Origin of the sequence: Streptacidiphilus carbonis (assembly GCF_000787775.1) — a bacterium.
In the GTDB taxonomy this organism is placed as follows: Bacteria; Actinomycetota; Actinomycetes; order Streptomycetales; family Streptomycetaceae; genus Streptacidiphilus; species Streptacidiphilus carbonis.
The window spans coordinates 71477-95809 of sequence record NZ_BBPM01000020.1; the positions used below are offsets into that span (position 1 = coordinate 71477).

Sequence of the window (24333 nt, forward strand, 5' to 3'; positions counted from 1 at the left end):
TCACGCCTCCGGGATCTCGAACTTGGTGGTCCGCTGCATGCCGGCCGCACGGCCCTTCCCGGAGACGACCAGCGCCATCTTCCGGCTGGCCTCGTCGATCATCTCGTCGCCCAGCATCGCCGAGCCCTTCTTCCCGCCGGCCTCGGAGGTGCACCAGTCGTAGGCGTCCAGGATCAGCTCGGCGTGGTCGTAGTCCTCCTGCGAGGGCGAGAAGACCTCGTTCGCGGCGTCGACCTGGCCGGGGTGCAGCACCCACTTGCCGTCGAAGCCCAGCGCGGCGGCCCTCCCGGCGACCTCGCGGTACCCGTCGACATTGCGGATCTGCAGGTAGGGGCCGTCGATGGCCTGCAGGTCGTTGGCCCGGGCGGCCATCAGGATCCGCATCAGGATGTAGTGGTAGGCGTCGGCGCCGTAGCCGGGCGGCTGCTCCCCGACGACCAGGGTCTTCATGTTGATGGACGCCATGAAGTCGGCCGGGCCGAAGATGACGGTCTCCAGCCGGGGCGAGGCCTCCGCGATGGCGTCCACATTGACCAGGCCCCTGGCGTTCTCGATCTGCGCCTCGATGCCGATCCTCCCGACCTCGAAGCCCATGGTCTTCTCGATCTGGGTGAGCAGCAGGTCCAGCGCGACCACTTGCTGGGCGTCCTGGACCTTGGGCAGCATGATGCAGTCCAGGTTCTGGCCGGCGCCCTCGACGACGGTCACCACGTCGCGGTAGGTCCAGTGGGTGGTCCAGTCGTTGACCCGGACCACCCGGGTCTTCCCGGTCCAGTCGCCCTGGTTCAGCGCGTCGACGATGGTGTGGCGGGCGCCCTCCTTGGCCAGCGGCGCGCAGGCGTCCTCCAGGTCCAGGAAGACCTGGTCGGCGGGCAGCCCCTGGGCCTTCTCCAGGAAGCGCGGGTTGCTGCCGGGGACGGCGAGGCAGGAGCGGCGGGGGCGGAGGCGGTTCGCCGAAGCAGAAGTCATGCGGTGAGGGTCTCTTCCTTGAGGTCCGAGGTGAGGTCCGAGAACGGGGACAGTCCGTGTGCGCGACGGATCTCGTCGACAATACGGCCGATGATGTGCGTGATTCCGAAGTCCTTCGGTGTGAAGACGGCGGCGACGCCCTGCGCCAGCAGGTCCTGCTCGTCCGCCGCCGGGATGATCCCGCCGACGATCACCGGCACGTCCTCCACTCCGGCCCGGCGCAGCCGCCGCAGCACGTCGGGGACGAGTTCGGCGTGCGCGCCGGAGAGGATGGACAGGCCGACGCAGTGCACGTCCTCGGCGACCGCAGCCGAGGTGATCTGCTCCGGCGTCAGCCTGATGCCCTGGTAGACCACCTCGAAGCCGGCGTCGCGCGCCCGGACCGCGATCTGCTCGGCGCCGTTGGAGTGGCCGTCCAGGCCCGGCTTGCCGACCAGCAGCCGCAGCTTGCCGGCGCCGATCTGCTCGGCGGTGACCCGCACCGCCTCGCGAACGGCCAGCAGCTCCGCGCCGCGCCCGCCCTCCACCGAGCCGGTGACCGGGGCGCCGCCGACGCCGGTGGGGGCGCGGTACTCGCCGAAGACCTCGCGCAGCGCGAAGGCCCACTCCCCGGTGGTCACCCCGGCCCTGACACAGGCCAGGGTGGCCGGCACCAGGTTGTCCTCGGTGGCCGCCCGGCGCTTGAGCTCGGCCAGCGCGGCCGCCGCCGCCTCCTCGTCGCGTTCCTTGCGCCACTGCGCGAAGGCCTCCACGACCGCTCGCTCCGCATCCGGGTCCACCTGCATGATCGCGGTGTCCAGGTCGGCGGTGAGCGGGCTGGGCTCGGTGGTCTCGAAGCAGTTGACGCCGACCACCCTGTCCTCGCCGGACTCGATCCTGGCCCGGCGCTCGGCGTGCGAGCCGACCAGCGCGGCCTTGAGGTAGCCGGACTCCACGGCCGGGGTGACCCCGCCCATGCCCAGCACCTTGTCGATCTCGGCGGTCGCGCCCTCGACCAGCTCCCGCACCTTGGCCTCGACGACATGGCTGCCGTCGAACAGGTCGCCGTACTCCAGCAGGTCCGACTCATAGGCCAGCACCTGCTGGATCCGCAGCGACCACTGCTGGTCCCAGGGCCGGGGCAGGCCCAGCGCCTCGTTCCAGGCCGGGAGCTGGACGGCGCGCGCCCGGGCGTCCTTGGACAGCGTCACCGCCAGCATCTCCAGCACGATCCGCTGGACGTTGTTCTCCGGCTGAGCCTCCGTCAGGCCCAGCGAGTTGACCTGCACCCCGTACCGGAAACGACGTTGCTTCTCGTCCTGGATTCCGTAGCGCTCCCGGGTGACGGAGTCCCAGATCCGGCCGAAGGCACGGAGCTTGCACATCTCCTCGACGAAGCGGACGCCCGCGTTGACGAAGAAGGAGATCCGGGCGACCACCTCGCCCATCTGCTCCGGGGCGACCTGGCCGCTGTCCCGGACGGCGTCCAGCACCGCGATCGCGGTGCACATCGCGAAGGCCAGCTCCTGGACCGGGGTGGCCCCGGCCTCCTGGAGGTGGTAGCTGCAGATGTTGATCGGGTTCCACTTGGGGATGTTCGCCACGGTGTAGGCGATCATGTCGGTGGTCAGCCGGATGCTGGGCCCGGGCGGGAACACGTGCGTCCCGCGTGACAGGTACTCCTTGATGATGTCGTTCTGGGTGGTGCCGGTGAGCTTGGCGATGTCCGCGCCCTGCTCCTCCGCGACGACCTGGTACATGGCCAGCAGCCACATGGCGGTGGCGTTGATCGTCATGGAGGTGTTGGTGCGTTCCAGCGGGATCCCGTCGAACAGCGCCCGCATGTCGCCGACATGGCCGACCGGCACGCCGACCCGGCCGACCTCGCCCTTGGCCAGCACGTGGTCCGGGTCGTAGCCGGTCTGCGTCGGCAGGTCGAAGGCGACGGAGAGGCCGGTCTGACCCTTCGCCAGGTTCTTGCGGTACAGCTCGTTCGACGCGGTCGCGGAGGAGTGCCCCGCGTACGTCCGCATCAACCAGGGACGGTCTCGCTCGGTCATCGGCTATTCACCCCTGAAGCGGTTGATCGCAGGCAGGTGCTTGGCCCGCAGCTCCTCGTCGCGGACGCCCAGGCCCTCGCTCGGGGCCAGGCAGAGCACGCCGACCTTGCCCTGGTGCTTGTTGTGGTGGACGTCCAGCGCCGCCTGCCCGGTCTCCTCCAGGGTGTAGGTCCTGGAGAGGGTGGGGTGGATCTTCCCCTTGGCGATCAGCCGGTTGGCCTCCCAGGCCTCGCGGTAGTTGGCGAAGTGCGAGCCGACGATGCGCTTCAGCGACATCCAGAGATAGCGATTGTCGTACTGGTGCATATAGCCACTTGTCGATGCGCAGGTGACGATGGTGCCGCCCTTGCGGGTCACGTACACGCTCGCGCCGAAGGTCTCCCGGCCCGGGTGCTCGAAGACGATGTCGACGTCCTCACCGCCCGTCAGCTCGCGGATCCTGCCGCCGAGCCGCTTCCACTCCCGGGGGTCCTGGTTGTTCTCGTCCTTCCAGAACTTGAACCCCTCGGCGCTGCGGTCGATGATCGCCTCGGCGCCCATCGCCCGGCAGATGTCGGCCTTGGCGTCGTTGGAGACCACGCAGATCGGCGTCGCACCGCCGGCCAGCGCGTACTGGGTCGCGTAGGAGCCGAGGCCGCCGCTGGCGCCCCAGATCAGCACGTTGTCGCCCTGCTTCATGCCGGCGCCGTTGCGGGAGACCAGCTGCCGGTAGGCGGTGGAGTTCACCAGGCCCGGGGAGGCGGCCTCCTCCCAGGTCAGATGGGCCGGCTTGGGCATCAGCTGGTTGGACTTCACCAGGGCGATCTCGGCCAGGCCGCCGAAGTTGGTCTCGAAGCCCCAGATCCGCTGCTCCGGGTCGAGCATGGTGTCGTTGTGGCCGTCCGCGCTCTCCAGCTCGACGCTGAGGCAGTGCGCGACCACCTCGTCGCCGGGCTTCCAGGCGTGCACCCCGGGGCCGGTGCGCAGCACCACGCCCGCCAGGTCCGAACCCAGCACGTGGTAGGGCAGGTCGTGCCGCGCGGTCTCCGGCGAGAGCCTCCCGTAGCGCTCCAGGAAGGAGAAGGTGGAGACCGGCTCGTAGATGGAGCTCCACACGGTGTTGTAGTTCACCGCGCTGGCCATCACCGCGACCAGGGCCTCGCCCGGGCCGAGCTCGGGCACGGGGATCTCGTCCAGGTGCAGCGACTTGCGCGGGTCCTTGTCGCGGCTTTCCTGGCCGGCGAACATCTGCTCCTCGTCCCGGTGGAGCGTGACCGCCCGGTAGGACTCGGGGACGTCGAGCGCGGCGAAATCGGCCGAACTGGCGTCCCGGCTGGTGATCGCTTCGAGGATGCTCTTCATGGCAGGAGCCTTCATGGTTGCCTCCGGCGGCTTCCCCGCTTGAGGGGTGCGGGGACGTCTGTTGGGGGTACCGGGAACGGACACCGGTGCTGAGGGTGTGGTTGTTGCTTGCTGGGCTGCGCTTCAGTCGCTCAGTCGCGTACGGGTGGGGCTGCTGCTGCCGACCGCCCGCACCAGGGTGTTGCGCGGGCCCTGGACATGGCGCGCCAGGGTGGGGAGCCGCGGCGCCGCGACCAGTGGGTAACAACGTACTGGCACCCTGTGCCACTCGTAAAGACACTGCGTGCCACTAATTTCTCATCAGTAGACGTGAGCGTCATCACCTGGCAACACATACCCCAAGGCATGCGTCAGGCCCCTCCCGGCACGCCGGAGGGGCCTGACGATTCTGCTCTGACCTGCGGCTACGCCGCCTATTTGGCCCCGAGGGCGGTGCGGATGCTCTGCAGCACCTCGTCCAGCGGGGCATCGGTACGGGCCACGGTGATCAGCACCTCACCCGAAGGGGTGGCACTCACCGCGCTCTCCACCGCGCTGCTCAGCGTCTCGGCGACCCCATGGGTGGCACTGGGTGCCAGCTGCGATGCCCCGGCCGAGGGGGCGTTCCCCCAGAAGGTCCGCCGGATCACCTCGAAGGCGTGGTCCAGCTGCGGCTCGACCTCGCCCCGGCCGCCGGACCGCAGCCAGCGCCGCAGCACATGGTTGTGCGCCGCGACCACGGCCGCCGCCGACACCTCGGCGAGCATCGCGTCGTCGCCGACCCCGCGCTCCCAGCCGCCGGAGGACTGCCCGGTGGTGTCGAAGCGCCCCAGCAGGTACCGGGTGAACAGCCTCTCGTAGCGGGCCACCACCGCGATCTCGCGCTCGCGCAGCGTCGGCACCTGCCGGATCAGCCGGTACCGGGCCACCGAGACGCCGGGGGTGGCCGCGTACATCCGCAGCACCTCCTTGATGCCCCGGCAGACCACGTCCAGCGGATGCTCCGCCGGATCGGCGCCGGCCAGCAGGTCGGCGACCCGGACCAGGGTGTCGTCGTGGTCCGGGAAGATCGCCTCCTCCTTGGACCGGAAGTAGCGGAAGAAGGTGCGTCTGGCCACGCCGGCGGCGGCGGCGATCTGGTCGACCGTCGTCTCCTCGTAGCCCTGGTTCGCGAACAGCTCCATGGCCGCCGCCGCCAGGTCCTGGCGCATCTGCTGCCGCTGCGCGGTCACCCGCCGCGGACTGCCGTTGGCCTGCTCGACCGCCACTACCGTCCCGCCGTTGTCTTCCCCGCTCATGACCGGAACGCTACACGCCGGGGCCGCCCGGACGGGCACCCTGAACGGCCCGTTCCCGCGTCCCCGCAGCGGCGCCGTCACCGGCGCGCGTGGTCACGGAAGCCGCGCCCGGTCTTGCGCCCCAGGCATCCGGCCGCCACCAGGTGCTCCAACAGCGGGGCCGGGGCCAGCCCGGGCTCGCGGAACTCGCCGTGCAGCACCTTCTCGATGGTCAGCGAGACATCCAGGCCGACCACGTCCAGCAGGGCGAACGGGCCCATCGGGTAGCCGCAGCCCAGCCTCATCGCGGTGTCCACGTCGTCGACCGAGGCATAGTGCTCCTCGATCATCCGCACCGCGTCGTTGAGGTAGGGGAACAGCAGCGCGTTGACGATGAAGCCGGCCCGGTCGCCGCACTCCACCGGGTGCTTGCGCACCGCGGTGCACAGCTCCAGCACGGTGGCGGTGACATCGGGCCCGGTCAGCACCGTGCTGACCACCTCCACCAGGCGCATCGCCGGGGCCGGGTTGAAGAAGTGCATCCCCACCACGTCCTGCGGGCGTCCGGTGGCCATCGCGCACTGGATCACCGGCAGGCTGGAGGTGGTGGTCGCCAGCACCGCACCCGGCCGGCAGATCTTGTCCAGCGCCGCGAACAGCTCCTGCTTGACCGCCAGGTCCTCGGCGACAGCCTCCAGCACCAGATCGGCGGAGGCCAGGTCCTCCAGCGAGGCGGACGCGACCACCCGCGCCAGCGCCGCGTCCCGGTCCGCCTCGCTGAGCCGTCCCTTGGACACCATCCGCTCCAGCGACTTCGCCATCGCGGCCTTGGCCTGGTCCGCCTTCTCCTGGCTGCGGGCGACCAGGGTGACGGCGTAGCCGGCCTTGGCGAAGACCTCGGAGATCCCGGTCGCCATGGTGCCCGACCCGCAGACGCCGACTCTGTCGATCCGGCGTCCCGCCGCCCGGACGGCGGCGCCGTCCGACTGCTGCTCCGGCACCGGCTGGGACGAGCCCGGCGCGGCATAGGTGTAGAAGCCGCGGCCGGTCTTGCGTCCCAGCAGGCCTGCGGCCACCAGCTGGCCCAGGATCGGCGCGGGGGCGTGCAGCCGGTCGTGCGACTGCGCGTACATCGCTTCCAGCACGGTCTTGGCCACGTCGACGCCGATCAGGTCGAGCAGCGCCAGCGGGCCCATCGGCAGGCCGCAGCCGAGCCGCATCGCCGCGTCGATGTCCTCGCGGGTGGCGTAGCGGGACTCCAGCATCGCCGCCGCCTGGTTGAGGTAGGCGAACAGCAGTCCGTTGACGATGAAGCCGGGACGGTCGCCTGCGGCGACCGGGGACTTGCCCAGGTCCCGGCTGAACGCGGCGGCGGCCTCGGCCACCTCGGCGCCGGTCAGCACCGTGCGGACGACCTCGACCAGCTCCATCACCGGGGCCGGGTTGAAGAAGTGCAGCCCGATCACCCGCTCGGGCCGCTGGGTCGCCGCGGCGATCCGGGTCACCGACAGCGCGGTGGTGCCGGTCGCCAGCACCGTCTCTGCCGGGCAGATCCGGTCCAGCTCGGCGAACAGCTCACGCTTGGACTCCAACTGCTCCGGGATCTCCTCGATCACCAGCTGCGCCCCGGCGGCAGCGGCGAGATCGTGCCCGACGCTGATCCGTCCGAGCAGCTCGGCGCGCTCCCCGGCGGTGATCCGCCCGCGCTCCACGGAGTGCGCCGTCGACTCCTCGATCCGCCGCAGCGCGGCCTCGGCCGCGGCGGCGTCCAGCTCGACGCCGATCACGCGGCGCCCGCTGCGCGCGGTGATCTCGGCGATGCCGGCCCCCATGGTGCCGAGGCCGACGACGGCGACGACGGGGAAGGGTGCGAGGCCGGGGGCGGGTTCGGGGGTGTGCTCAGTCAGGGTCATGGCTGGGTACTCCTCGGGGAGCGCCGCGCCCGCCGGAAGAGTCCGGCAGGGTCGCGCGGCAGAGAATGAGGGGGGGTACACGGCGCGACTGAGGTCACCGTGCGGAGAAGCGGCACTGCCCGGTCCGTTGATGGGACGGCGTGCCGTTGCATCAGACAGCCAACCCGTCGCTGCGGCTCCCGACGCGGACTGGGCTGGTGCGGACACTGTACCGGCGTTACCCGCAGGTAGGAAGGGGCTACTGCGCGGCTTCGCCGTAGCGGGGCAGTTCGGCGGTGTCGACGACCCAGTCACCGACCGGAATCCCGTCGCCGAAGACATAGGGCACATGGGCGTCGTACACGGCGCGGCCGTTGCGCCGAATGATCTGCCAGTAGTGCTGCGCGGTGCCGTCGCGCGGATCGACGATCAGGTAGTGGGGCGGCTCGTCCCAGCTGGGAAACCCTCGTGCGCACGGTGCCCGCGCCGCCTACGCTTCCGGGCATGACTGCGATCTTCCGGCCCGGGCTCGAACTGTGCGGAATCCTCTACGAGGAGGCGGTCCGCCCGCTGCTGGACGAGGTGTATCCGGGGATGCCGTACACGGCGGCGCGCATCGGGTCGGGGTCGGAGGTGCTGGGTTTCGACACTGAGCGGTCTCCCGACCACGAGTGGGGTCCACGGCTGCAGCTCCTCCTCCGACCAGAGCATGCAGCCGCGTATGCCTCGGACCTGAGCAGGCTGCTCGCGGAACGGCTCCCCAAGGAGGTCCGCGGCTGGCCCACCAACTTCGCCCCGCCGGGGGAGCGGGTCCAGGTCATGACGCCGACCGCCGGCCCGGTTAACCACCGCATCGATGTCGTCGGCACGGCCGACTGGCTCGGCGGGGCGCTGGGCTTCGACCCGCTCGACGGCCCGGTCGGCCTGCTGGACTGGCTGGCCACCCCGGGCCAGCGGCTGCTGGAGGTCGTCTCCGGCGCCGTCTACCACGACGGCCTCGGCGGGCTCACCGCTGCCCGCGCCGCGCTGTCCTGGTACCCGGACGACGTATGGCGCTATCTGCTGGCCTGCCAGTGGCAGCGGATCTCCCAGGAGGAGGCCTTCGTCGGCCGCACCGCGGAGGTCGGCGACGACCTCGGCAGCCGGGTGGTCGCGGCCCGGCTCGCGCGGGAGCTGATGCGGCTGTGCCTGCTGCTGGCCCGCCGCTACGCCCCCTACGGCAAGTGGCTGGGGACGGCCTTCGGCCGTCTGCCGGAGGCGGCCCCGATCGCCGCCCTGCTGCGCGCGTCGTTGGCGGCCGACTGGCCGTCAGAACGCGGGCGGGCCCTGGCAGAGGCGTGCAGCCTCGCCGGGGCCTGGCAGAACCGGCTGGATGTCTGCAACGAGGTCGACCCCTCCGTCCGCCGCTACCACGGCCGTCCGTTCCCGGTCGTCCACGCGGAACGCTTCACAGCTGCCCTGCGGGACGCCGTGACCGACCCGGCGGTCCGGGCGATGCCGCCGGTCGGCGGCATCGACCAGTTCGTCGACAGCACGGACGCCCTCGGCGACCTGTCCGGCTGCCGCGCGCTGGTACGGGCGGCGCTGGGCCTGACGGGAGAGGGCTGACGGTCAGTCGGCCGTCGGGCGCCCGGTGCGCCAGGCGTTCAGCCGGTGCCAGGCGTCGAGGCCGTCCGGGACCCACTCCCATTCGGTCAGGCGGTCGGCGAGTTCGGCCTCGGTGAGGAAGGCGTGCCAGGCGACCTCCTCGACCTGGGGGGCTACCGCGGTCGTGGCCCCGGCCTCGTACACGGCCGACCACCAGGTGTGCTCAGGGGACTCGTAGAGGAAGCGGAACAGTGGGACGGGGGACAGGCCGGAGACGCCCAGCTCCTCCTCGGCCTCGCGCTTCGCCGCCTCGTCGTAGCCCTCGCCGGCGCCGACCACCCCGCCGACGAACATGTCGTGCATCGATGGGAAGACCAGCTTCTCGGGGGTGCGGCGGTGGACGAAGATCCGGTCGTCGGCGTCCCGGGCGAGGATGAACACGCAGCGGTGGCGCAACCGTCGCGCGGTGGCCTCGCCGCGGGTGGCCTGGCCGATCACGTTGTCCTCGGCATCGACGATGTCGAGCACCTCGTCGGTGCTGAGGGGGTGGCGGGGCTCTTTGCGGCCGGTGGCGAGGAGCGCGACGGCGGGCAGGGCGACCGTCCCGGTCGCCTCCCCGGCATAGGGGGCGACCAGGGCGTCGTAGTGGCGCTTGATCTCGGCGGTCACCGCCTCCGGCTGCCGGGCGATCAGGGAGCCGGTCAGCGGGGTGCCGCTGACCACGGCGGACCACCAGGCGTCCGGGTCGACCCGGTGGGTCCAGGACTCGCGCCGGGCCTGTGCCCCGGTGAACCCGGCGTCGGCGAGCAGTTCGCGGAACGACGCGGTCCGGTCGTCCGATCCGGCCAGGAACGGGCCTGAGGAGGGCAGGTCGTCCGGCTGCGGGATGCCCACGGCGGTGACGGCCTCGCCGAAGACCGCGGTGGCGCGCATCGCCTCCCGCTCCCAGCAGGTCAGCGCGATCCGGCCGCCCGGCCGCAGCACCCGTTGCAGCTCCGCCAGGCCGGCCTGCGCGTCGCCGAGGTGGTTGATCACGAAGTTGCCCACCACGGCATCGAACGAGTGGTCCGGGAAAGGGAGTTCGGGGAGGATTGCGGTGTGCACCGCCGCTCCCGGGCAGGCGGCGGCCGCCAGCGCGGCCATCTCCGGGGAGGCGTCCACCGCGGTGACCTGCGCGCCCCGCGCCAGTGCCGCCGCGGCGACGACCCCCGGGCCGGTGCCGACGTCCAGGACGGCGCTCGCGGCGGTGACGCCGGCCGCGTCCAGCAGCGGCTCGACGGTGTGCGCGGTGAGCCGGGCGAACCCGCTCGCGTAGGCCTCGCCGCGGCCCTTCCAGCCGGACCGCTCGAAGGCGTCGAAGTCGGCCGCGTCCCAGGTGGTCGTCATGGCGGACATCATCGCAGGGCGGCCGGTCCGGTTTGGACGGCAGGTCGCGCGGTGGTTCCCTTGCCATGTAAGCAGGACGAGCAGGAACTGACAGTGAGCTTGAGGAGTACAACCATGGGCCAGGTCTACGCGGTCACCGAGCGGGTGCTGGACGCCTCGCCGGAGCGGGTCTTCGACGTGCTGGCCGACTACGAGTCGTCCCGCGGGGCGCTGCTCCCGGCCCAGTACAGCGAGTACGAGGTACGCGAGGGCGGCAAGGGCGCGGGCACGGTTGTGCACTGGAAGCTGCAGGCGACCGAGAAGCGGGTGCGCGACTGCCTGTTCACCGTGACCGAGCCCTCGCCGGGGCAGCTGGTGGAGACCGACGCCAACTCCACCATGGTGGTCACCTGGACGGTCACCCCGGCCGGCGAGGGCAAGGCCAAGGTCGTGGTGGAGACCACCTGGTCCGGCGCGAGCGGCATCGGCGGCTTCTTCGAGCGGACCTTCGCCCCGAAGGGCCTGAACCGGATCAACAACGAGGTGCTGGAGCGGCTGGCGTCGTCCGTCGGCTGAGGTCCGAGGTATGGGCAAAGGGCGTGGGCCCAGGGGTTCGCCCCTGGGCCCACGCCCTTCGACGCGTCAGATCAGCAGGCTCAGCGGCAGGATCAGGGCTATCGACACCACCGAGATCACCGTCTCCATCGCCGACCAGGACTTGAGCGTCTGACCCACGCTCATGCCGAAGTACTCCTTCACCAGCCAGAAGCCGGCGTCGTTGACGTGCGAGAAGAACAGCGATCCGGCGCCGATGGCGAGGACCAGCAGCGAGGTGTGGGTCGTGCTCATGCCGGTCGCCAGCGGGGCGACGATCCCCGCGGCCGTGATGGTCGCGACCGTGGCGGAACCGGTGGCCAGTCGGATCAGCACCGCGATCAGCCAGCCGAGCAGCAGTGCGGAGATGTGCAGGTGGGTGGCCCAGCTGCTGACCACATTGCCGACGCCCACGTCCACCAGGGTCTGCTTGAAGCCGCCGCCGGCGCCGACGATGAAGACGATTCCGGCGATCGGGCCGAGCGAGGCCGCCGCGGTGGCCGAGATCCGGCCCCGGTCGAAGCCGGCCGCACGGCCCAGGGTCACCATCGCCACGAGCACCGCCAGCAGCAGTGCGATCAGCGGTGAGCCGACGAAGTCGAGGATCCGCTGCGGGGTGGCCTTGGGGTTGTCGACGGTGATGTCCACCAGCGCCTTGCCCAGCATCAGCACCACGGGCAGCAGGATGGTGCCGAGAGTCGCACCGAAGCTGGGCCTCGGGCGCTCCGCCGCTTCCGCGGCCCTGTCCGCATCGTCCGCCTCGTCCGTCGGCGGCAGCACCAGCGGTCCGACCCAGCGTTCGGCGACCCGGGCGAACAGCGGGCCGGCCACGACCAGCGTGGGCACGGCGACCAGCAGGCCGAGGGCGAGCGTGACCCCGAGGTTGGCGTGCAGCGCGGAGACGGCCACCAGCGGTCCCGGATGCGGCGGGATCAGTCCGTGCAGGACGGAGAGCCCGGCCAGCGCCGGGATGCCCACCCGCATCAGCGGGAGGTTCCCGCGCCGGGCGACCAGCACCACGATCGGGACCAGCAGCACCACGCCGATCTCGAAGAACAGCGGCAGCCCGAGCACGGCGGCGATCAGCGCCATCGCCCACGGCATCGAACGGGGCCCGGAGCGGGCCAGCACGGTGTCCGCGATGATGTCGGCGCCGCCCGAGTCGGCCAGCAGCTTGCCCAGCATGGCGCCGAGGCCGATGAGCAGGCCGACGCTGGTGACGGTTGCGCCGAAGCCGGTCGAGAAGCTGGTCATCAGCTTGTCGAAGGGGGTGCCGGCGACGGCCGCCAGGACGCCCGAGCCGACGGTCAGGGCGAGAAAGGGATGCAGTTTGAGCCAGCTGATCAGGGCCACGATCACGGCGATGCCGAGCAGCATGGCGGTGACGAGTCTGGCGTCGCTGCCGCTGTGGGGGAGGGCCGCATCGGCGGCCAGCAGGAGGGTCACGCGCTGTCTCCATTGACAAAGAGTGTGTGGGCGAAGAGTGCGGGAAAGAGGGGGACGGGTCCGGCTAAGGGGTGGTGAGCAGGCGGACGGCCTCCTCGACCAGCGCCTCCGCGGGCGGTCCGACGTCCAGGACGGCACCGCACTCGTCCGCGGCGAGCGGTTCGAGCGCCGAGTACTGGGAGTCCAGCAGGGCCGGCGGCATGAAGTGGCCGGTGCGGTGGCCGATCCGGTCGGCGACCAGGTCGTGACCGCCGGCCAGGTGCAGGAACCACAGGTCGGGGCAGGCGGCGCGGAGGGTGTCCCGGTAGCGGCGCTTGAGCGCGGAGCAGGTGGCCACGCCACCGGTACCGGCGTCGTCGTGCTGCTGCAGCCAGGCGCCGATGGCCTCCAGCCAGGGCCGGCGGTCGGAGTCGTCGAGCGGCGTGCCCGCAGCCATCTTGGCGATGTTGGCGGGCGGGTGGAAGTCGTCGGCCTCCGCGTAGGGGAGGGCGAGTCGTTCGGAGAGCAGCCGGGCGACGGTGCTCTTGCCGACACCGGAGACGCCCATGACGACGACGTTGTAAGCCATGGGACGACTATGACCCCAAAGGTATGACTTATTCAAGCCACCGAAATGCAATCGTCATATGAGTTGGGTTGAGGAGGTGCCGGATACCCTTGCGTCATGGAGATCCAGGGCCTGCACGGGCGCCTTCTCGCGGACCTCGGCCCCGCCATCACCTCCGGCGAGATCCCCGAGGGCTCGGTGCTGCGCAGCGAGGAGCTGGAGGCACGGTACGGGGTGTCCCGGACGGTCGTCCGGGAGGCGGTCCGAGTGCTGGAGGCGATGCGACTCGTCGCCTCGCGCCGCCGGGTGGGCACCACGGTGCAGCCGCGCGAGGCCTGGGACGTGTTCGACCCGTTGGTGATCCGCTGGCGGCTGGCCGGTGCCGACCGGGGGGCGCAGCTCCGCTCGCTCGGGGCGTTGCGGATCGCGGTGGAGCCGGTGGCAGCGGGCCTCGCGGCCGGGCTGGCGACCGCCGACCACTGCCGCGAGCTGAGCGCGCTGGCGGTGGAGCTCACGGTCACTGCGCGCAGCGGTGACCTGCGGGCCTTCCTCCGCCATGACATGGCCTTCCATGCCCTGGTGCTGCGGGCCTCGGGCAATGAGATGTTCGCCCACCTGGCCGACGCGGTGGGCGCGGTGCTCGCCGGGCGAACCGAGCACGAACTGATGCCGCACCACCCTGCGGAGTACGCGGTGGCGCTGCACCGGGAGGTCGCAGAGGCGGTATGCGCGCAGGACGGTGCGGCGGCGGAGCGGGCGATGCGGGGGATCGTGACCGGCGCCCTGGAGGAACTGGCGCCGTCGGATCCGGTCTGAGCCCGGGTGCGGCGTATGCCTGGTTGTGCAATCGGGCCAGTTGCAGACCCATAGGGGCGCGGGGAACTGCGCGACAAGCCACGCACACGCCGCACCCGGCAGTCACGCCGTACGGTCCCACGTGTCCGGATGCACCGGGTCGACGAAGGGTACCCCCCGGGTCCACCGCTCCAGCTCGTCCAGGGCGAAGTCCGCCATTCGGCGGAGCTCGCCGCCCATGGAGCCGGCGATGTGCGGCGTGAGCAGCACGTTCGGCAGGTCGTAGAGCGGGGACGAGGGCGGCAGCAGTTCCGGGGTGGTGACGTCCAGCACCGCGTTCAGGCGGCCCGAGACCAACTCCCGTTCCAGGGCCGGCTGGTCCACCAGCGCGCCGCGGGCGGTGTTGATCAGGGTGGCCCCGTCCGGCATGGACGCCAGCAGGCTGCGTGACACCAGCCCCTCGGTGCTGGGCAGCCACGGCGCGTGCACGCTGACCACGTCGCAGCCGCGGAAGAGTTCGGGCAGCGGCACCAGCCGGGCGCCGAGCCGGGCCGCCTCCTCCGGGGCCAGGAACGGGTCGCTGAGCAGGACCTCCAGGTCGAAGGGGCCCAGCAGTTCGACGACCCGGCGGCCGATCCTAGACGCGCCGACGACGCCGATCCGGCGCCGGTAGTTGCCCGCGCCCGCGAGCCTGGCGTGCCAGTCGGTGCTCCGCCCGCGGGACCTGCGGTAGCCGTCGCGGGTGGTCAGCACCTGCTTGTTGGCGAAGAGGATCGCCGCCAGGGTGTACTCGGCCACTGGCACCGCGTTGGCCCCCGCGGCCGAGGTGATCTGCAGGCCGCGGCGCCAACAGGCGTCCGTCACATGGTTCTTGACGGTCCCCGCGGTGTGCACCACGGCCCGCAGCCGGGGGGCGTGCCGGAGCAACTCCTCGTCCAGCCGGGGGCAGCCCCAGCCGGTGACCAGTACCTCGACGTCGGCCAGCACGGCCCGGGCCCGGGGCGAGTCGAACTCGTCCAGGACCAGCTCGGGATCGTGACCCAACTCGACGAGGCGGCTGAGGCGTTGCCCAGCCTCGGCGTCGAAGAGGACCGGGGCTATGCCGGAGCGCATGGCGAGGGCGGCGACCGGGCGGGTCATACCGCAGCCGCCGCGGCCCCGGTCCCGACTCCCGCCTCAGCCACCGGATCGGCCCCCGCTCGGGCCCCGGCCCCCGGCGGACCCACGGTGGAGTCCCGGACCAGCAGCCGGGGCTGCAGCACCGTCTGCCGGACCGGCAGGTCGGTGGGGCTGCCCAGCCGGTCCAGCAGTGCCGCGGTCGCGCTGCGGCCGACCTCGAACTTGGGCGGTGCCACCGCCGTCAGCGGCACCTCGGCGAGGGCGGCGACCTCGTCGTCGTAGGCGATCAGCGAGAGGTCCTCCGGCACCCGCACCCCGTGCGAACGCAACCGCTGGACCAGCAGGATCGCCTCCTGGTCGGAGTGGACCAGGGCGGCGGTGGCGCCCGACGCGCGGCAGGCGCGGACGAAGGCGTCCACCGCGGCGATGCGGTCGGCGTCCGCCTCGACGGAGAAGCGCGGGGCCGACGGGTCGAGTCCGAGCAGTCGTACCGCCTCGGCATGACCCTCCGTCACGGGGTGGGCGGTGGGGGTGGACGCGGCGAAGAGGGCCACCTGTCGGTGGCCGAGTCCGGCCAGGTACTCCATCGCGCGGTAGGCGCCCTGGCGGTGGTCGCTGAGCACGCACTCCGCGTGGTCGAAGGCGGCCGCCGATCGGCGCTCGACCAGCACGTACGGCAGTCCGGAGCCCTCCAGCAACTCCCGCAGCGGCGCCGGGACGACCGGCCCCTCCGAGCTGGTGACCAGCAGCCCCCCGCTGCCGGAGCGGATCAGGTCGCGGACCTGCTCCAGGTCGCGGCCGCGGTCGTAGTCGGTGACGCCGAGGACGAGCCGGGCCCCGGCGCGGGCGGCGGCGCTGCGCGCTCCCCTGATCACCTCGGGGTAGTAATACGTGGCCGAAGGCACCAGCATGCCGACGACTGCCCCCTCGGCGGGCAGCGGCTCCGCCGGGGCGGCGCCCGCCCGGACCTCGGCGGCGGGGGCGGCACCCGCCGCCGACCCTGCGGGCAGCACCGCGCCGCCCCGAACCCTCGTCAACTGCCCTTGCTGCTCCAGGAGTTCCAGGTCCCTGCGGACGGTTCCGTCGGACACCCCGAGCCCGGCGACCACATCGGTGACCCGGACCGCCCCATGGGTGCGCAGTTGCCCCAGTACATAGTCATGCCGCTGCTGTGCGAGCACGTTCCCTCCATCCCGTCCGGGACTGATCCTGCTCGTTCCCTGCCTGAACTTCTGCCCCGTTACGGAAAATAGCAGGTTCTTGAGTTTTTTGGTTGAAGCTGTTGACGCATTGCGGATTGCTGGGCATCGTGAGCGGCTACTCAGGGGCTTGAGGGGAGAGAGCCGATGCACATCAGCGACACGCAACCGGCAGCCCGCCGCCGCATCGCGGCGGCACTGTCGGCCGTCTGCTGTCTGCTGCTCGCCGCATGCGGATCCGGATCCGGTGCCGCGAGCATCGGCGGGAACCGTCCGACCACCATCACCTACTGGACCTGGCTCGGCGGGATGCAGCAGGTCGTGGACCGCTTCAACGCCACCCACAGCGATGTGCACGTCGTCCTCAGCAAGATCCCGGCCGGCACCTCCGGCGGGTACTCCAAGATGTTCACCGCGGTCCGGGCCGGCAACGCGCCGGACGCCGCCACCGTGGAGTACCCGGAGCTTCCCGCCTTCGCCACCCAGGGCGCGATCCAGGACCTGACCCCCTACGGCGGAGCGGACCTCAGGTCCAGGTACCCGGCCTGGGTCTGGGGGATGGTCGACCAGGGCGGCAAGGTCTGGGGCCTGCCCCGCGACATCGCCCCGATGGTGCTCTACTACCGCACCGACCTGCTCGCGCAGTACGGCCTCACCGTCCCCACCACCTGGGAGCAGTACGCGGCCGCCGCGCGGACCATCCACCGGCGCGACCCCAAGGCGGTCATCGGCGCCTTCTCCACCGGGGACAGCGCGCTGCTGGCCGGGCTCGCCTGGCAGGCCGGAGCGCAGTGGTTCAGCACCCCCGGCGACTCCTGGAAGGTCTCCACCCAGGACGCGGCCAGCAGCAGGGTGGCCGCGTTCTGGCAGCCGCTGGTCGGCGGCGGCCTGGTCGCCAACGAGCCCGCCTATGCCCAGCAGTGGACCGCCGACCTGCAGGCCGGGAACCTGGTCACCGCCATCGGCGGCCCCTGGAGCGCCGCCTACCTCCAGCGGCTGGCGCCCAAGGCGGCCGGCAAGTGGGCGGTCGCGCCGATGCCGCAGTGGCCCGGGCAGGCGGCGGGGGACGGCACCAACGGCGGTTCCACGATGGTGCTGCTGAAGGGCAGCAAGCACCCGAAGCAGGTGATGGAGTTCCTCGACTGGGTGTCCAACAGCCCGGACTCGATCAAGGCCGTGGAACCGGTCAGCCCGGGCGCGTACCCGGCGGCGCTGGCCGACATCCCGGTCGCCAAGCAGGTCTTCGACAGCACCCAGACCTACTACACCGGCACCTCCCTCTTCGACGTCGCGGCCCAGGCCAGTACCACGGTCGGCACCGGCTGGCAGTGGGGTCCCGACATGGCCCAGTCGCTCAGCGACCTCAATGACGCGCTGGCCGGGTCGATGACCGGCCCGGGCGGGCTCCGGGCCGCGATGGACTCGTGGGAGCGGACCACCCGTGCCGACCTGCGCGAACGAGGCATGAACGTCAGCGGCTGAGGTCCCGCGGCCGCACCCGCATCGCCGTACCGCCGCACATGCCGTGGAGCCAAGGAGCCAAGGAGGAGTCTTGTCCGCGCTGACCGCGTCCCCGCCACCCGCCCGCAGACGCCGGCGGCTGCACATCGCGCTGCTGCTCGCGCCGTTCTACCTGCTGTTCGCCGTCGCCTTCGTCGCCCCGCTCGGCTACGGACTGGTGCTGAGCCTGTTCCGGGAGCGCTTCACCGGGCTCGGCTGGAACGGCTCGCACCTGGTCTTCGCCGGGTTCCACGACTACGCCCGCGCGCTGCAGGACTCCCGCTTCCTGGACGGCCTGGGCCGGGTGCTGCTCTACGCCGTCGTCGACGTCCCACTGATGCTGGCGATCGCACTGGTCCTGGCCCTGCTGCTGGACAGCGCGCTGACCACCGCGCGCCGCTTCTTCCAGGCGCTGCTGCTCCTGCCGCACTTCGTCCCCGGCCTGATCGCCGCGCTGATCTGGGTGTACCTCTACACGCCGGGGCTCAGCCCGCTGACCTCCTGGCTGAACGACATCGGACTGCACATCGACTTCTTCTCCAGCGGCAGCGTGCTCGGATCCATCATCAACATCTCGCTGTGGCAGTGGATCGGCTACAACTCGGTGCTGCTGTACGTCGCTCTGCAGAGCGTCTCCCCGTCGGTGCTGGAGGCCGCGCGGTTGGACGGGGCCGGGGAGATCCGCACCGCGCTGAGCATCAAGGTCCCGCACATCCGTCCGGCGCTGGTGGTGTCCGGGCTGTTCACCGTCATCGGCTCGCTGCAGCTGTTCACCGAGCCCAAGATCCTCCAGGGCAGCGCCGGGAGCACCGTCACCGCCTCCTGGACGCCCAATCTGCTGGCCTTCTCCGAGGCCTTCAACTCCAACGACTACAGCTATGCGGCGGCCATCTCGCTGCTGCTCGCGGCGGTGGCCGGAGTGCTGTCGCTGCTCGCCATGAAGCTCGTCGGCCGGGTGGACCGGTCGTCCCAGGAGGCGGACTCATGACCACCCTCAACCCGCCGGCGCGTCCCCCCGCGCCCTCGGCCCGGGCCACCCCACCCGCTCCGGGCCGCCTGCGTCCGGTGCGGCACCGCTCGGTGGGCCGGGGCGTCAACCTGGGCCTGTGCGCGGTGGCCGGGCTGTACACCCTGCTGCCGCTGGTGTGGCTGCTGTTCGCGATCACCAAGACCCTGCCCGACCTCTACGGCAGCAACGGCTTCGCGCCCTCCGGCTTCCACCTGTGGGCCAACCTGCGCGACCTGTTCAAGCAGGACGGCGGCGCCTACCCGCGCTGGCTGCTCAACAGCGTGCTGTACGCCGGAGCGGGCGCCGGGCTCGGCACCCTGGCCTCGGTGATGGCCGGATACACCTTCGCCAAGTACAGCTTCCCCGGCCGGGAGAAGCTCTACGGGCTGGTCGTCGCCGGTGTGCTGGTGCCGGGGACGGCCCTGGCCGTGCCGCTCTACCTGCTGTTCTCCGGGGTCCACCTCACCAACACGGTCTGGTCGGTGATCGTCCCGGTCGCGGCCAACCCGTTCGGGGTGTACCTGGCCCGGGTGTACGCGGCCGGCTCGATCCCGGACGAACTGCTGGAGGCGGCCAGGATGGACGGCGCGGGGGAGCTGCGCACCTTCTTCACCGTCGGCCTGCGGCTGATGGGACCGGGGGCGCTGACCATCTTCCTGATGCAGTTCGTGTCGATCTGGAACAACTTCTTCCTGCCGCTGGTCATGCTCACCGACTCCCGTCTCTTCACCACCAGCCTGGGCCTGTTCACCTGGAACTCGTCCACCTCGCAGAACCCGGACTACCTGCGGATGGTGGTGGTCGGCTCGGCGGTGTCGGTGGTGCCGCTGCTGATCCTGTTCCTGACCCTGCAGCGCTGGTGGCGGCGGGGGCTGGCCGAGGGAGGACTCCGATGACGGAACGTCAACTGCTGGACGAGGACCGTGAGCTGTCCCCGCACACCGGGTGGGCCCGTTCGCACTGGGAGCAGCTGGCGGACACCATGCTCGGCGCGGCCCACCGGTACGCCACCCCGGGCCGGGCGCTGATCCATCTCCCCGGGCCGCCCAGCGGCTCGGGGCGGCGCAGCGACGGACTGGAGGGGTACGCGCGGACCTTCCTGCTGGCGGCCTTCCGGATCGCGGGGGCCCATGGCGGCCTCGGAGGCGCCGGCGCGGACGGCGTCGCCGCGCTCGCCCAGTGGTACGCCGACGGGCTCGCGGCCGGCACCGACCCTGCGGCGGGGGACCGCTGGCCGCGGATGTCCGCGTGCAACCAGGCCAAGGTCGAGGCCGCCTCCATCGCGCTCGGTCTGCACGAGACCCGGCCCTGGATCTGGGACCGGCTGGACCCCGCCGTGCAGGCGCGGGTGGTGGACTGGCTCAGCGAGATGGTCGGCGCCTGGGTCCCCGACAACAACTGGGTCTGGTTCCAGGCTGTGGTCGAGGCCTTCCTGCGCTCGGTCGGCGGCCCCTGGAAGCAGTCCGACCTCGATCACACCGTCGCCCTCACCGAGAGCTGGTACGTCGGCGGGGGCTGGTACGCGGACGGCGCCGACACCGACCGGCCGCTGCGCAACTTCGACCACTACAGCGGATGGGCCATGCACCTCTACCCGCTCTGGTACTGCCGCATCTCCGGCGCCGACGACCCGGACGGGCCCGCTCTGGCGGACCGCTACCGGGACCGGCTGCGCGACTACGTGCGGGACATCCAGCACCTGGTCGGCGCCGACGGGGCCCCGCTGTACCAGGGCCGTTCGCTCACCTACCGCAACGCGGTCGCCGCGCCCTTCTGGGCCGACCAGATCTTCGGGGCGCAGGGACTGGCCCCCGGTCTGACCCGGCGGATCGGCAGCGGCATGCTGCGGCACTTCACCGACCGCGGCTGCCTGGACGCCAACGGGCTGCTGCCGCTGGGCTGGTACGGAGCGCATCCGCCGATCCGGCAGAGCTACTCGGGTCCGGCCTCCCCGTACTGGGCCAGCAAGGGCTTCGCCGGGCTGCTGCTGCCCGCCGACCACCCGGTCTGGACCGCGGTGGAGGAACCGCTGCCGGTCGAGCGCGGCGACTTCGTCCGCACCCTGCACGCGCCCGGCTGGACGGCCAGCGGCACCCGCGCCGACGGCATCGTCCGGATCGCCAACCACGGCGCCGACCATGCCGACCGCGCCGATCTCGCCGACCGCGCCGATCTCGCCGACAGCGCCGCCGACGCCGCCACCGCCGACCGCGGATCGGTCGGCCGCGCCGCATACGATCCCTTCTACTGCCGCTGGGCCTACTCCACCGCCACCGGACCCGAGTTGGGCGGCGTGGGTCCCGGCGCCGACGCGGACGGTGTCACCAGCCCCTCGGCCCCCGATCTGGAGCTGCCGGGCGGCGGCCCGCTGGACTCGCATGTCGCCCTGCTCGACGCCGGGGGCCGGCCCTCGCACCGCCGACCGCTGCACCGCACGGGCGCCAGCCGCTCCCGGCACCGGGCCCGCTGGCCGCAGGCCGACACCCCGGACGGTCCCTGGCTCAGCACCGGATCGGTGCTCCGCGGTCCCTGGGAGGTGCGCGCGGTCCTGATCGACGGCGAGCCGGCCCCCGGAACCCGGCTGCGCATCGGCGGCTGGGCGGTGGCCGGCGCGGAACCGCCCGCGACCACGGCGGCCGGGGGACGTGCCGAGGCCGTCGCGCCGGACGGACTGCGCGGCGTGGTCACCGCCCTGCACGGGGACGGGTTGCGCGCCGCCGTCAGGACCTCCACCGGGCGCACGTCGTACGCCCCGCACGCCGCCGTCCCCTACCTGGAGAGCGGCGGCCCGGTCCACCGGGGCGAGCTCTTCGTCGCCGCCATCGCCCTGGGCCGCTCGGCGGAGGCCGCCGGACCGGCGCCGCAGGCCGAGGTCGAGGACGGACGGGTGATGGTCCGCTGGCCGGACGGGCACCGGGACGAGCTGCTCCTGCAAGGGTCCCCGGAGGGGAACACAGGGACGACGGAATTCCCGCAGGAGTGAATCTGATCCGAATGTCGATGAAGCAGGTTTCGCAATTAATCGACATGGCGTCACATTTTCGCTGGTAATCGCGCCGGGTTGACGAACTGTGTGCCTCGACCGCCCTCGAACTGATCGTATGACCAGTTCGAGGGCGGTGCGTGGTCAATGCAATGATCCGTGCCATGTCCGTGACCCAGACGAGCCGTCCGGCCCCGACTCCATCCGCCCCCGCGCCGCGGAGTCCCACGGCTCAGTTTGGCGATGCCGAACTGACCCCGCGTCAACTGCGGCTGGTGTTCGCCGGGCTGATGATGGCATTGCTCCTCGCAGCCCTCGACCAGACCATCGTGGCCACCGCGCTGCCGCGGATCGTCGGCGAACTGCACGGCCTGCAGCACATGTCCTGGGTGGTCACCGCCTACCTGCTGGCCTCCACCATCGGGCTGCCGGTCTACGGCAAGCTCGGCGACCTGCTGGGCCGCAAGTCGGTGTTCCAGTTCGCCATCGCGGTCTTCCTGGTGGGATCCGCGCTGTCCGGCTGGGCGCACAGCATGGACGAGCTGATCGCCTACCGGGCGATCCAGGGCATCGGCGGCGGCGGCCTGATGATCGGCGTCCAGGCGATCATCGGCGATGTGGTCTCGCCCCGGGCCCGCGGCCGCTACATGGGTCTGATCAGCGCGGTCTTCGGACTCTCCTCGGTGGCCGGCCCGCTGCTCGGCGGCTGGTTCACCGACGGTCCCGGCTGGCGCTGGTGCTTCTACGTCAACCTGCCGCTGGGACTGGCCGCCCTGGTGGTCACCTCGCTGGTGCTCAAGCCCCGGCGGCGCCGGGCCGAGGGCGAGCGCCGGCCCCGGCTGGACGTGCTGGGCTCGCTGCTGCTGGCCGTGACCGGCACCTGCCTGGTGCTGGCCACGAGTTGGGGCGGCAGCCAGTACGCCTGGAGTTCTCCGGTGATCCTCGGGCTGATCGGCGGGGCGGTGCTGTCGCTGCTGCTCTTCCCGCCGGCCGAACGCCGGGCCGCCGAACCGGTGATCCCGCTGCGGCTGTTCCGCGACGGCGTCTTCAACGTCTCCGGCGCCATCGGCGTCGTGGTCGGCGTCGCGCTGTTCGGCGCGGCCAGCTACCTGCCCAGCTTCCTGCAGATGGTGGACGGGGCCAGCGCCACCGTCTCCGGGCTGAAGATGCTGCCGATGATGGGCGGCATCGTCCTCGCCTCGGTCGCCTCGGGGCAGTTGATCAGCCGCACCGGCCGCTACAAGCTGTACCCGATCGTCGGCGGAGCGCTGTCCACGGTGGGGATGGCCGGCCTGGGCCTGCTGCACACGGACAGCTCCTACCTGGTGCAGAGCGCCGGCATGGCGGTGCTGGGCCTCGGCGTCGGGCTCGCGCTGCCGGTGATGGTGCTGGCGGTGCAGAACTCGGTGGACCCCCGCGACCTGGGCGCTGCCACCTCCGCCAACAACTACCTGCGCCAGATCGGCGGCTCGGTCGGCGCGGCGGTCTTCGGCACCCTGTTCAACTCCCGACTGACGCACCAGCTGCAGCAGCGGCTGCCGCACGTCGGCGGCGGAGGCGGGGCGGCGCCGCCGACCGACTCGATCACCCCGGAGCTGGTGCGCTCACTGCCGGCGCCGCTGCGGCTGGCCTATGTCGACTCCTACGCGGCCGCGATGCCGCGGGTGTTCCTCTACCTGGCGCCGGTCCTGGCGCTGGGATTCCTGCTCGCCTTCCTGCTCAAGGAGAAACCCTTGGTCACCCACGCGGCCTCGCAGGCCGGTACCGACGACGGCCTCCCCCGCGGGGCGGCACCGCACTCCGCCCCGCCGCAGGAGGTCCCCGTGCCGCACCAGTCCCCCTCGTCCCCGCTGGACACCGCGGGCGTCCCCGGCGCGCCCGGCACCCCGGTCAGCGGGGCGGTGCTGGAGCCCGACCGGACCGGGGTGCCCCGGGCGGTGCTGACGCTGATCGACATGGACGGCCGCCAGGTGGCCCGGGCCGGCAGCGGCCAGGACGGCCGCTGGGCCCTGGCCGCGCCCCGGGGCGGCAACTACGTGCTGATCGCCGCAGCCCCCGGCCACCAGCCGCAGGCGGTCACCGTCACGGTGGGCAACCGCCCGGTCGACCTCGACGTGGTGCTCGGCGGCACCGGACGGCTCTCGGGCGCGGTCCGCAGTGCCGAGGGCGCCCCGGTCGCCGACGCGACGGTGACCCTCACCGACGCCCGCGGCGAGGTCGCCGCCAGCACCCGTGCCGACTCCGACGGCGCGTACCACTTCCGCGACCTGGTCTGCGGCCGCTACACCCTCGCCGTCAGCGCCCGCGCGTACCGTCCGGCCGCGCTGGCCGTCGACGTCGCCGCCAGCGGGGAGACCCGCCAGGACGTGGCCATGGCCGGCAGCGGCACCCTGCGCGGGACGGTGCGCACCAGCGCCGGGCACGCGGTCGAGGACGCCAGGGTCACCCTGCTGGACTCCACCGGGACCGTGGTCGCCGCCGCGACCACCGGCGCCGACGGCCAGTTCCGCTTCACCGACCTGGAGCCGGGGGAGTACACCGTGATCGCCAGCGGCTACCCGCCGGTCGCCACCGCGCTCCGGATCGAGGACGGCCACACCGAGCGCGACCTCCACCTCTCGCACCGGCTGGACGACTGAGGCTCCGATTCTCCGAGGCGCGAACCCCCGACCCCCACGCCACCCCCCTACAC

General features: G+C 72.1%; 18 protein-coding genes and 1 pseudogene. 8 read left to right on the forward strand and 11 right to left on the reverse strand.

Annotated features, from left to right (window positions below):
* From TR46_RS17860 to TR46_RS17880, 5 genes are all read right to left on the reverse strand, one after another.
* Positions 1-969: an HpcH/HpaI aldolase/citrate lyase family protein gene (locus TR46_RS17860; protein WP_042401834.1), complete on the reverse strand. Its 969-nt coding sequence runs from the start codon at positions 967-969 to the stop codon at positions 1-3.
* Entirely contained in the window at positions 966-3008 is a 2043-nt protein-coding gene (locus TR46_RS17865; RefSeq protein ID WP_084718650.1) for a protein meaA, read from the reverse strand. Before TR46_RS17865 ends, TR46_RS17860 begins: the two co-directional genes overlap by 4 nt.
* A 3-nt stretch (positions 3009-3011) precedes the next feature.
* On the reverse strand, positions 3012-4349 hold the full coding sequence (ccrA, locus tag TR46_RS17870; protein ID WP_042401838.1) for a crotonyl-CoA carboxylase/reductase: 1338 nt from the start codon (positions 4347-4349) through the stop codon (positions 3012-3014).
* A gap of 413 nt (positions 4350-4762) precedes the next feature.
* Entirely contained in the window at positions 4763-5626 is an 864-nt protein-coding gene (locus TR46_RS17875) for a TetR family transcriptional regulator (protein ID WP_042401841.1), read from the reverse strand.
* 77 nt (positions 5627-5703) lie between these two features.
* Positions 5704-7518: a 3-hydroxyacyl-CoA dehydrogenase family protein gene (locus TR46_RS17880; RefSeq protein ID WP_042401845.1), complete on the reverse strand. Its 1815-nt coding sequence runs from the start codon at positions 7516-7518 to the stop codon at positions 5704-5706.
* A gap of 483 nt (positions 7519-8001) precedes the next feature.
* On the opposite strand from TR46_RS17880, the gene TR46_RS17885 reads away from it, so the two are divergent.
* Positions 8002-9105 carry a DUF4037 domain-containing protein gene (locus tag TR46_RS17885; protein ID WP_042401846.1) on the forward strand — a complete coding sequence of 368 codons (1104 nt, stop codon included), beginning with the start codon at positions 8002-8004 and terminating at the stop codon, positions 9103-9105.
* Between the two features lie 3 nt (positions 9106-9108).
* Here the strand turns inward: TR46_RS17885 and TR46_RS44290 are convergent, their stop codons facing one another.
* Both TR46_RS44290 and TR46_RS44295 read right to left on the reverse strand, forming a co-directional pair.
* Positions 9109-9678 (reverse strand): NUDIX domain-containing protein, encoded by a 570-nt coding sequence (locus tag TR46_RS44290; protein WP_042402050.1) that lies wholly within the window; start codon positions 9676-9678, stop codon positions 9109-9111.
* A 354-nt stretch (positions 9679-10032) separates the two neighbouring features.
* Positions 10033-10482, reverse strand: a pseudogene (locus TR46_RS44295) (class I SAM-dependent methyltransferase); the annotation flags it as partial.
* A 102-nt stretch (positions 10483-10584) separates the two neighbouring features.
* On the opposite strand from TR46_RS44295, the gene TR46_RS17900 reads away from it, so the two are divergent.
* Complete coding sequence (locus TR46_RS17900; protein ID WP_042401848.1) at positions 10585-11025, forward strand: SRPBCC family protein; 441 nt, start codon at positions 10585-10587, stop codon at positions 11023-11025.
* Between the two features lie 66 nt (positions 11026-11091).
* On the opposite strand, the gene TR46_RS17905 is transcribed toward TR46_RS17900, so the two are convergent.
* Complete coding sequence (locus TR46_RS17905) at positions 11092-12489, reverse strand: GntP family permease (protein WP_042401850.1); 1398 nt, start codon at positions 12487-12489, stop codon at positions 11092-11094.
* 64 nt (positions 12490-12553) lie between these two features.
* Complete coding sequence (locus TR46_RS17910; RefSeq protein ID WP_042401853.1) at positions 12554-13057, reverse strand: gluconokinase; 504 nt, start codon at positions 13055-13057, stop codon at positions 12554-12556.
* Between the two features lie 96 nt (positions 13058-13153).
* Here TR46_RS17910 and TR46_RS17915 point away from each other — a divergent pair, with 96 nt between their 5' ends.
* On the forward strand, positions 13154-13852 hold the full coding sequence (locus tag TR46_RS17915) for a FadR/GntR family transcriptional regulator (RefSeq protein ID WP_042401856.1): 699 nt from the start codon (positions 13154-13156) through the stop codon (positions 13850-13852).
* A 102-nt stretch (positions 13853-13954) separates the two neighbouring features.
* On the opposite strand, the gene TR46_RS17920 is transcribed toward TR46_RS17915, so the two are convergent.
* Both TR46_RS17920 and TR46_RS17925 read right to left on the reverse strand, forming a co-directional pair.
* Entirely contained in the window at positions 13955-14971 is a 1017-nt protein-coding gene (locus tag TR46_RS17920) for a hydroxyacid dehydrogenase (RefSeq protein WP_042401859.1), read from the reverse strand.
* Positions 14968-16131 carry a substrate-binding domain-containing protein gene (locus TR46_RS17925; RefSeq protein WP_042401864.1) on the reverse strand — a complete coding sequence of 388 codons (1164 nt, stop codon included), beginning with the start codon at positions 16129-16131 and terminating at the stop codon, positions 14968-14970. The genes TR46_RS17920 and TR46_RS17925 overlap by 4 nt, the downstream gene beginning before the upstream one ends.
* Before the next feature lie 165 nt (positions 16132-16296).
* On the opposite strand from TR46_RS17925, the gene TR46_RS17930 reads away from it, so the two are divergent.
* The 5 genes from TR46_RS17930 (at position 16297) to TR46_RS17950 (ending at position 24280) form a co-directional block, all read left to right on the forward strand.
* Complete coding sequence (locus tag TR46_RS17930) at positions 16297-17631, forward strand: ABC transporter substrate-binding protein (RefSeq protein WP_052432895.1); 1335 nt, start codon at positions 16297-16299, stop codon at positions 17629-17631.
* A 70-nt stretch (positions 17632-17701) separates the two neighbouring features.
* On the forward strand, positions 17702-18637 hold the full coding sequence (locus TR46_RS17935; protein ID WP_152626552.1) for a carbohydrate ABC transporter permease: 936 nt from the start codon (positions 17702-17704) through the stop codon (positions 18635-18637).
* Positions 18634-19554 (forward strand): carbohydrate ABC transporter permease, encoded by a 921-nt coding sequence (locus TR46_RS17940; protein ID WP_084718654.1) that lies wholly within the window; start codon positions 18634-18636, stop codon positions 19552-19554. The genes TR46_RS17935 and TR46_RS17940 overlap by 4 nt, the downstream gene beginning before the upstream one ends.
* On the forward strand, positions 19551-21641 hold the full coding sequence (locus tag TR46_RS17945) for a DUF2264 domain-containing protein (RefSeq protein WP_042401868.1): 2091 nt from the start codon (positions 19551-19553) through the stop codon (positions 21639-21641). Before TR46_RS17940 ends, TR46_RS17945 begins: the two co-directional genes overlap by 4 nt.
* 164 nt (positions 21642-21805) lie before the next feature.
* On the forward strand, positions 21806-24280 hold the full coding sequence (locus TR46_RS17950) for an MFS transporter (RefSeq protein WP_084718656.1): 2475 nt from the start codon (positions 21806-21808) through the stop codon (positions 24278-24280).
* Positions 24281-24333: the final 53 nt, after the last annotated feature.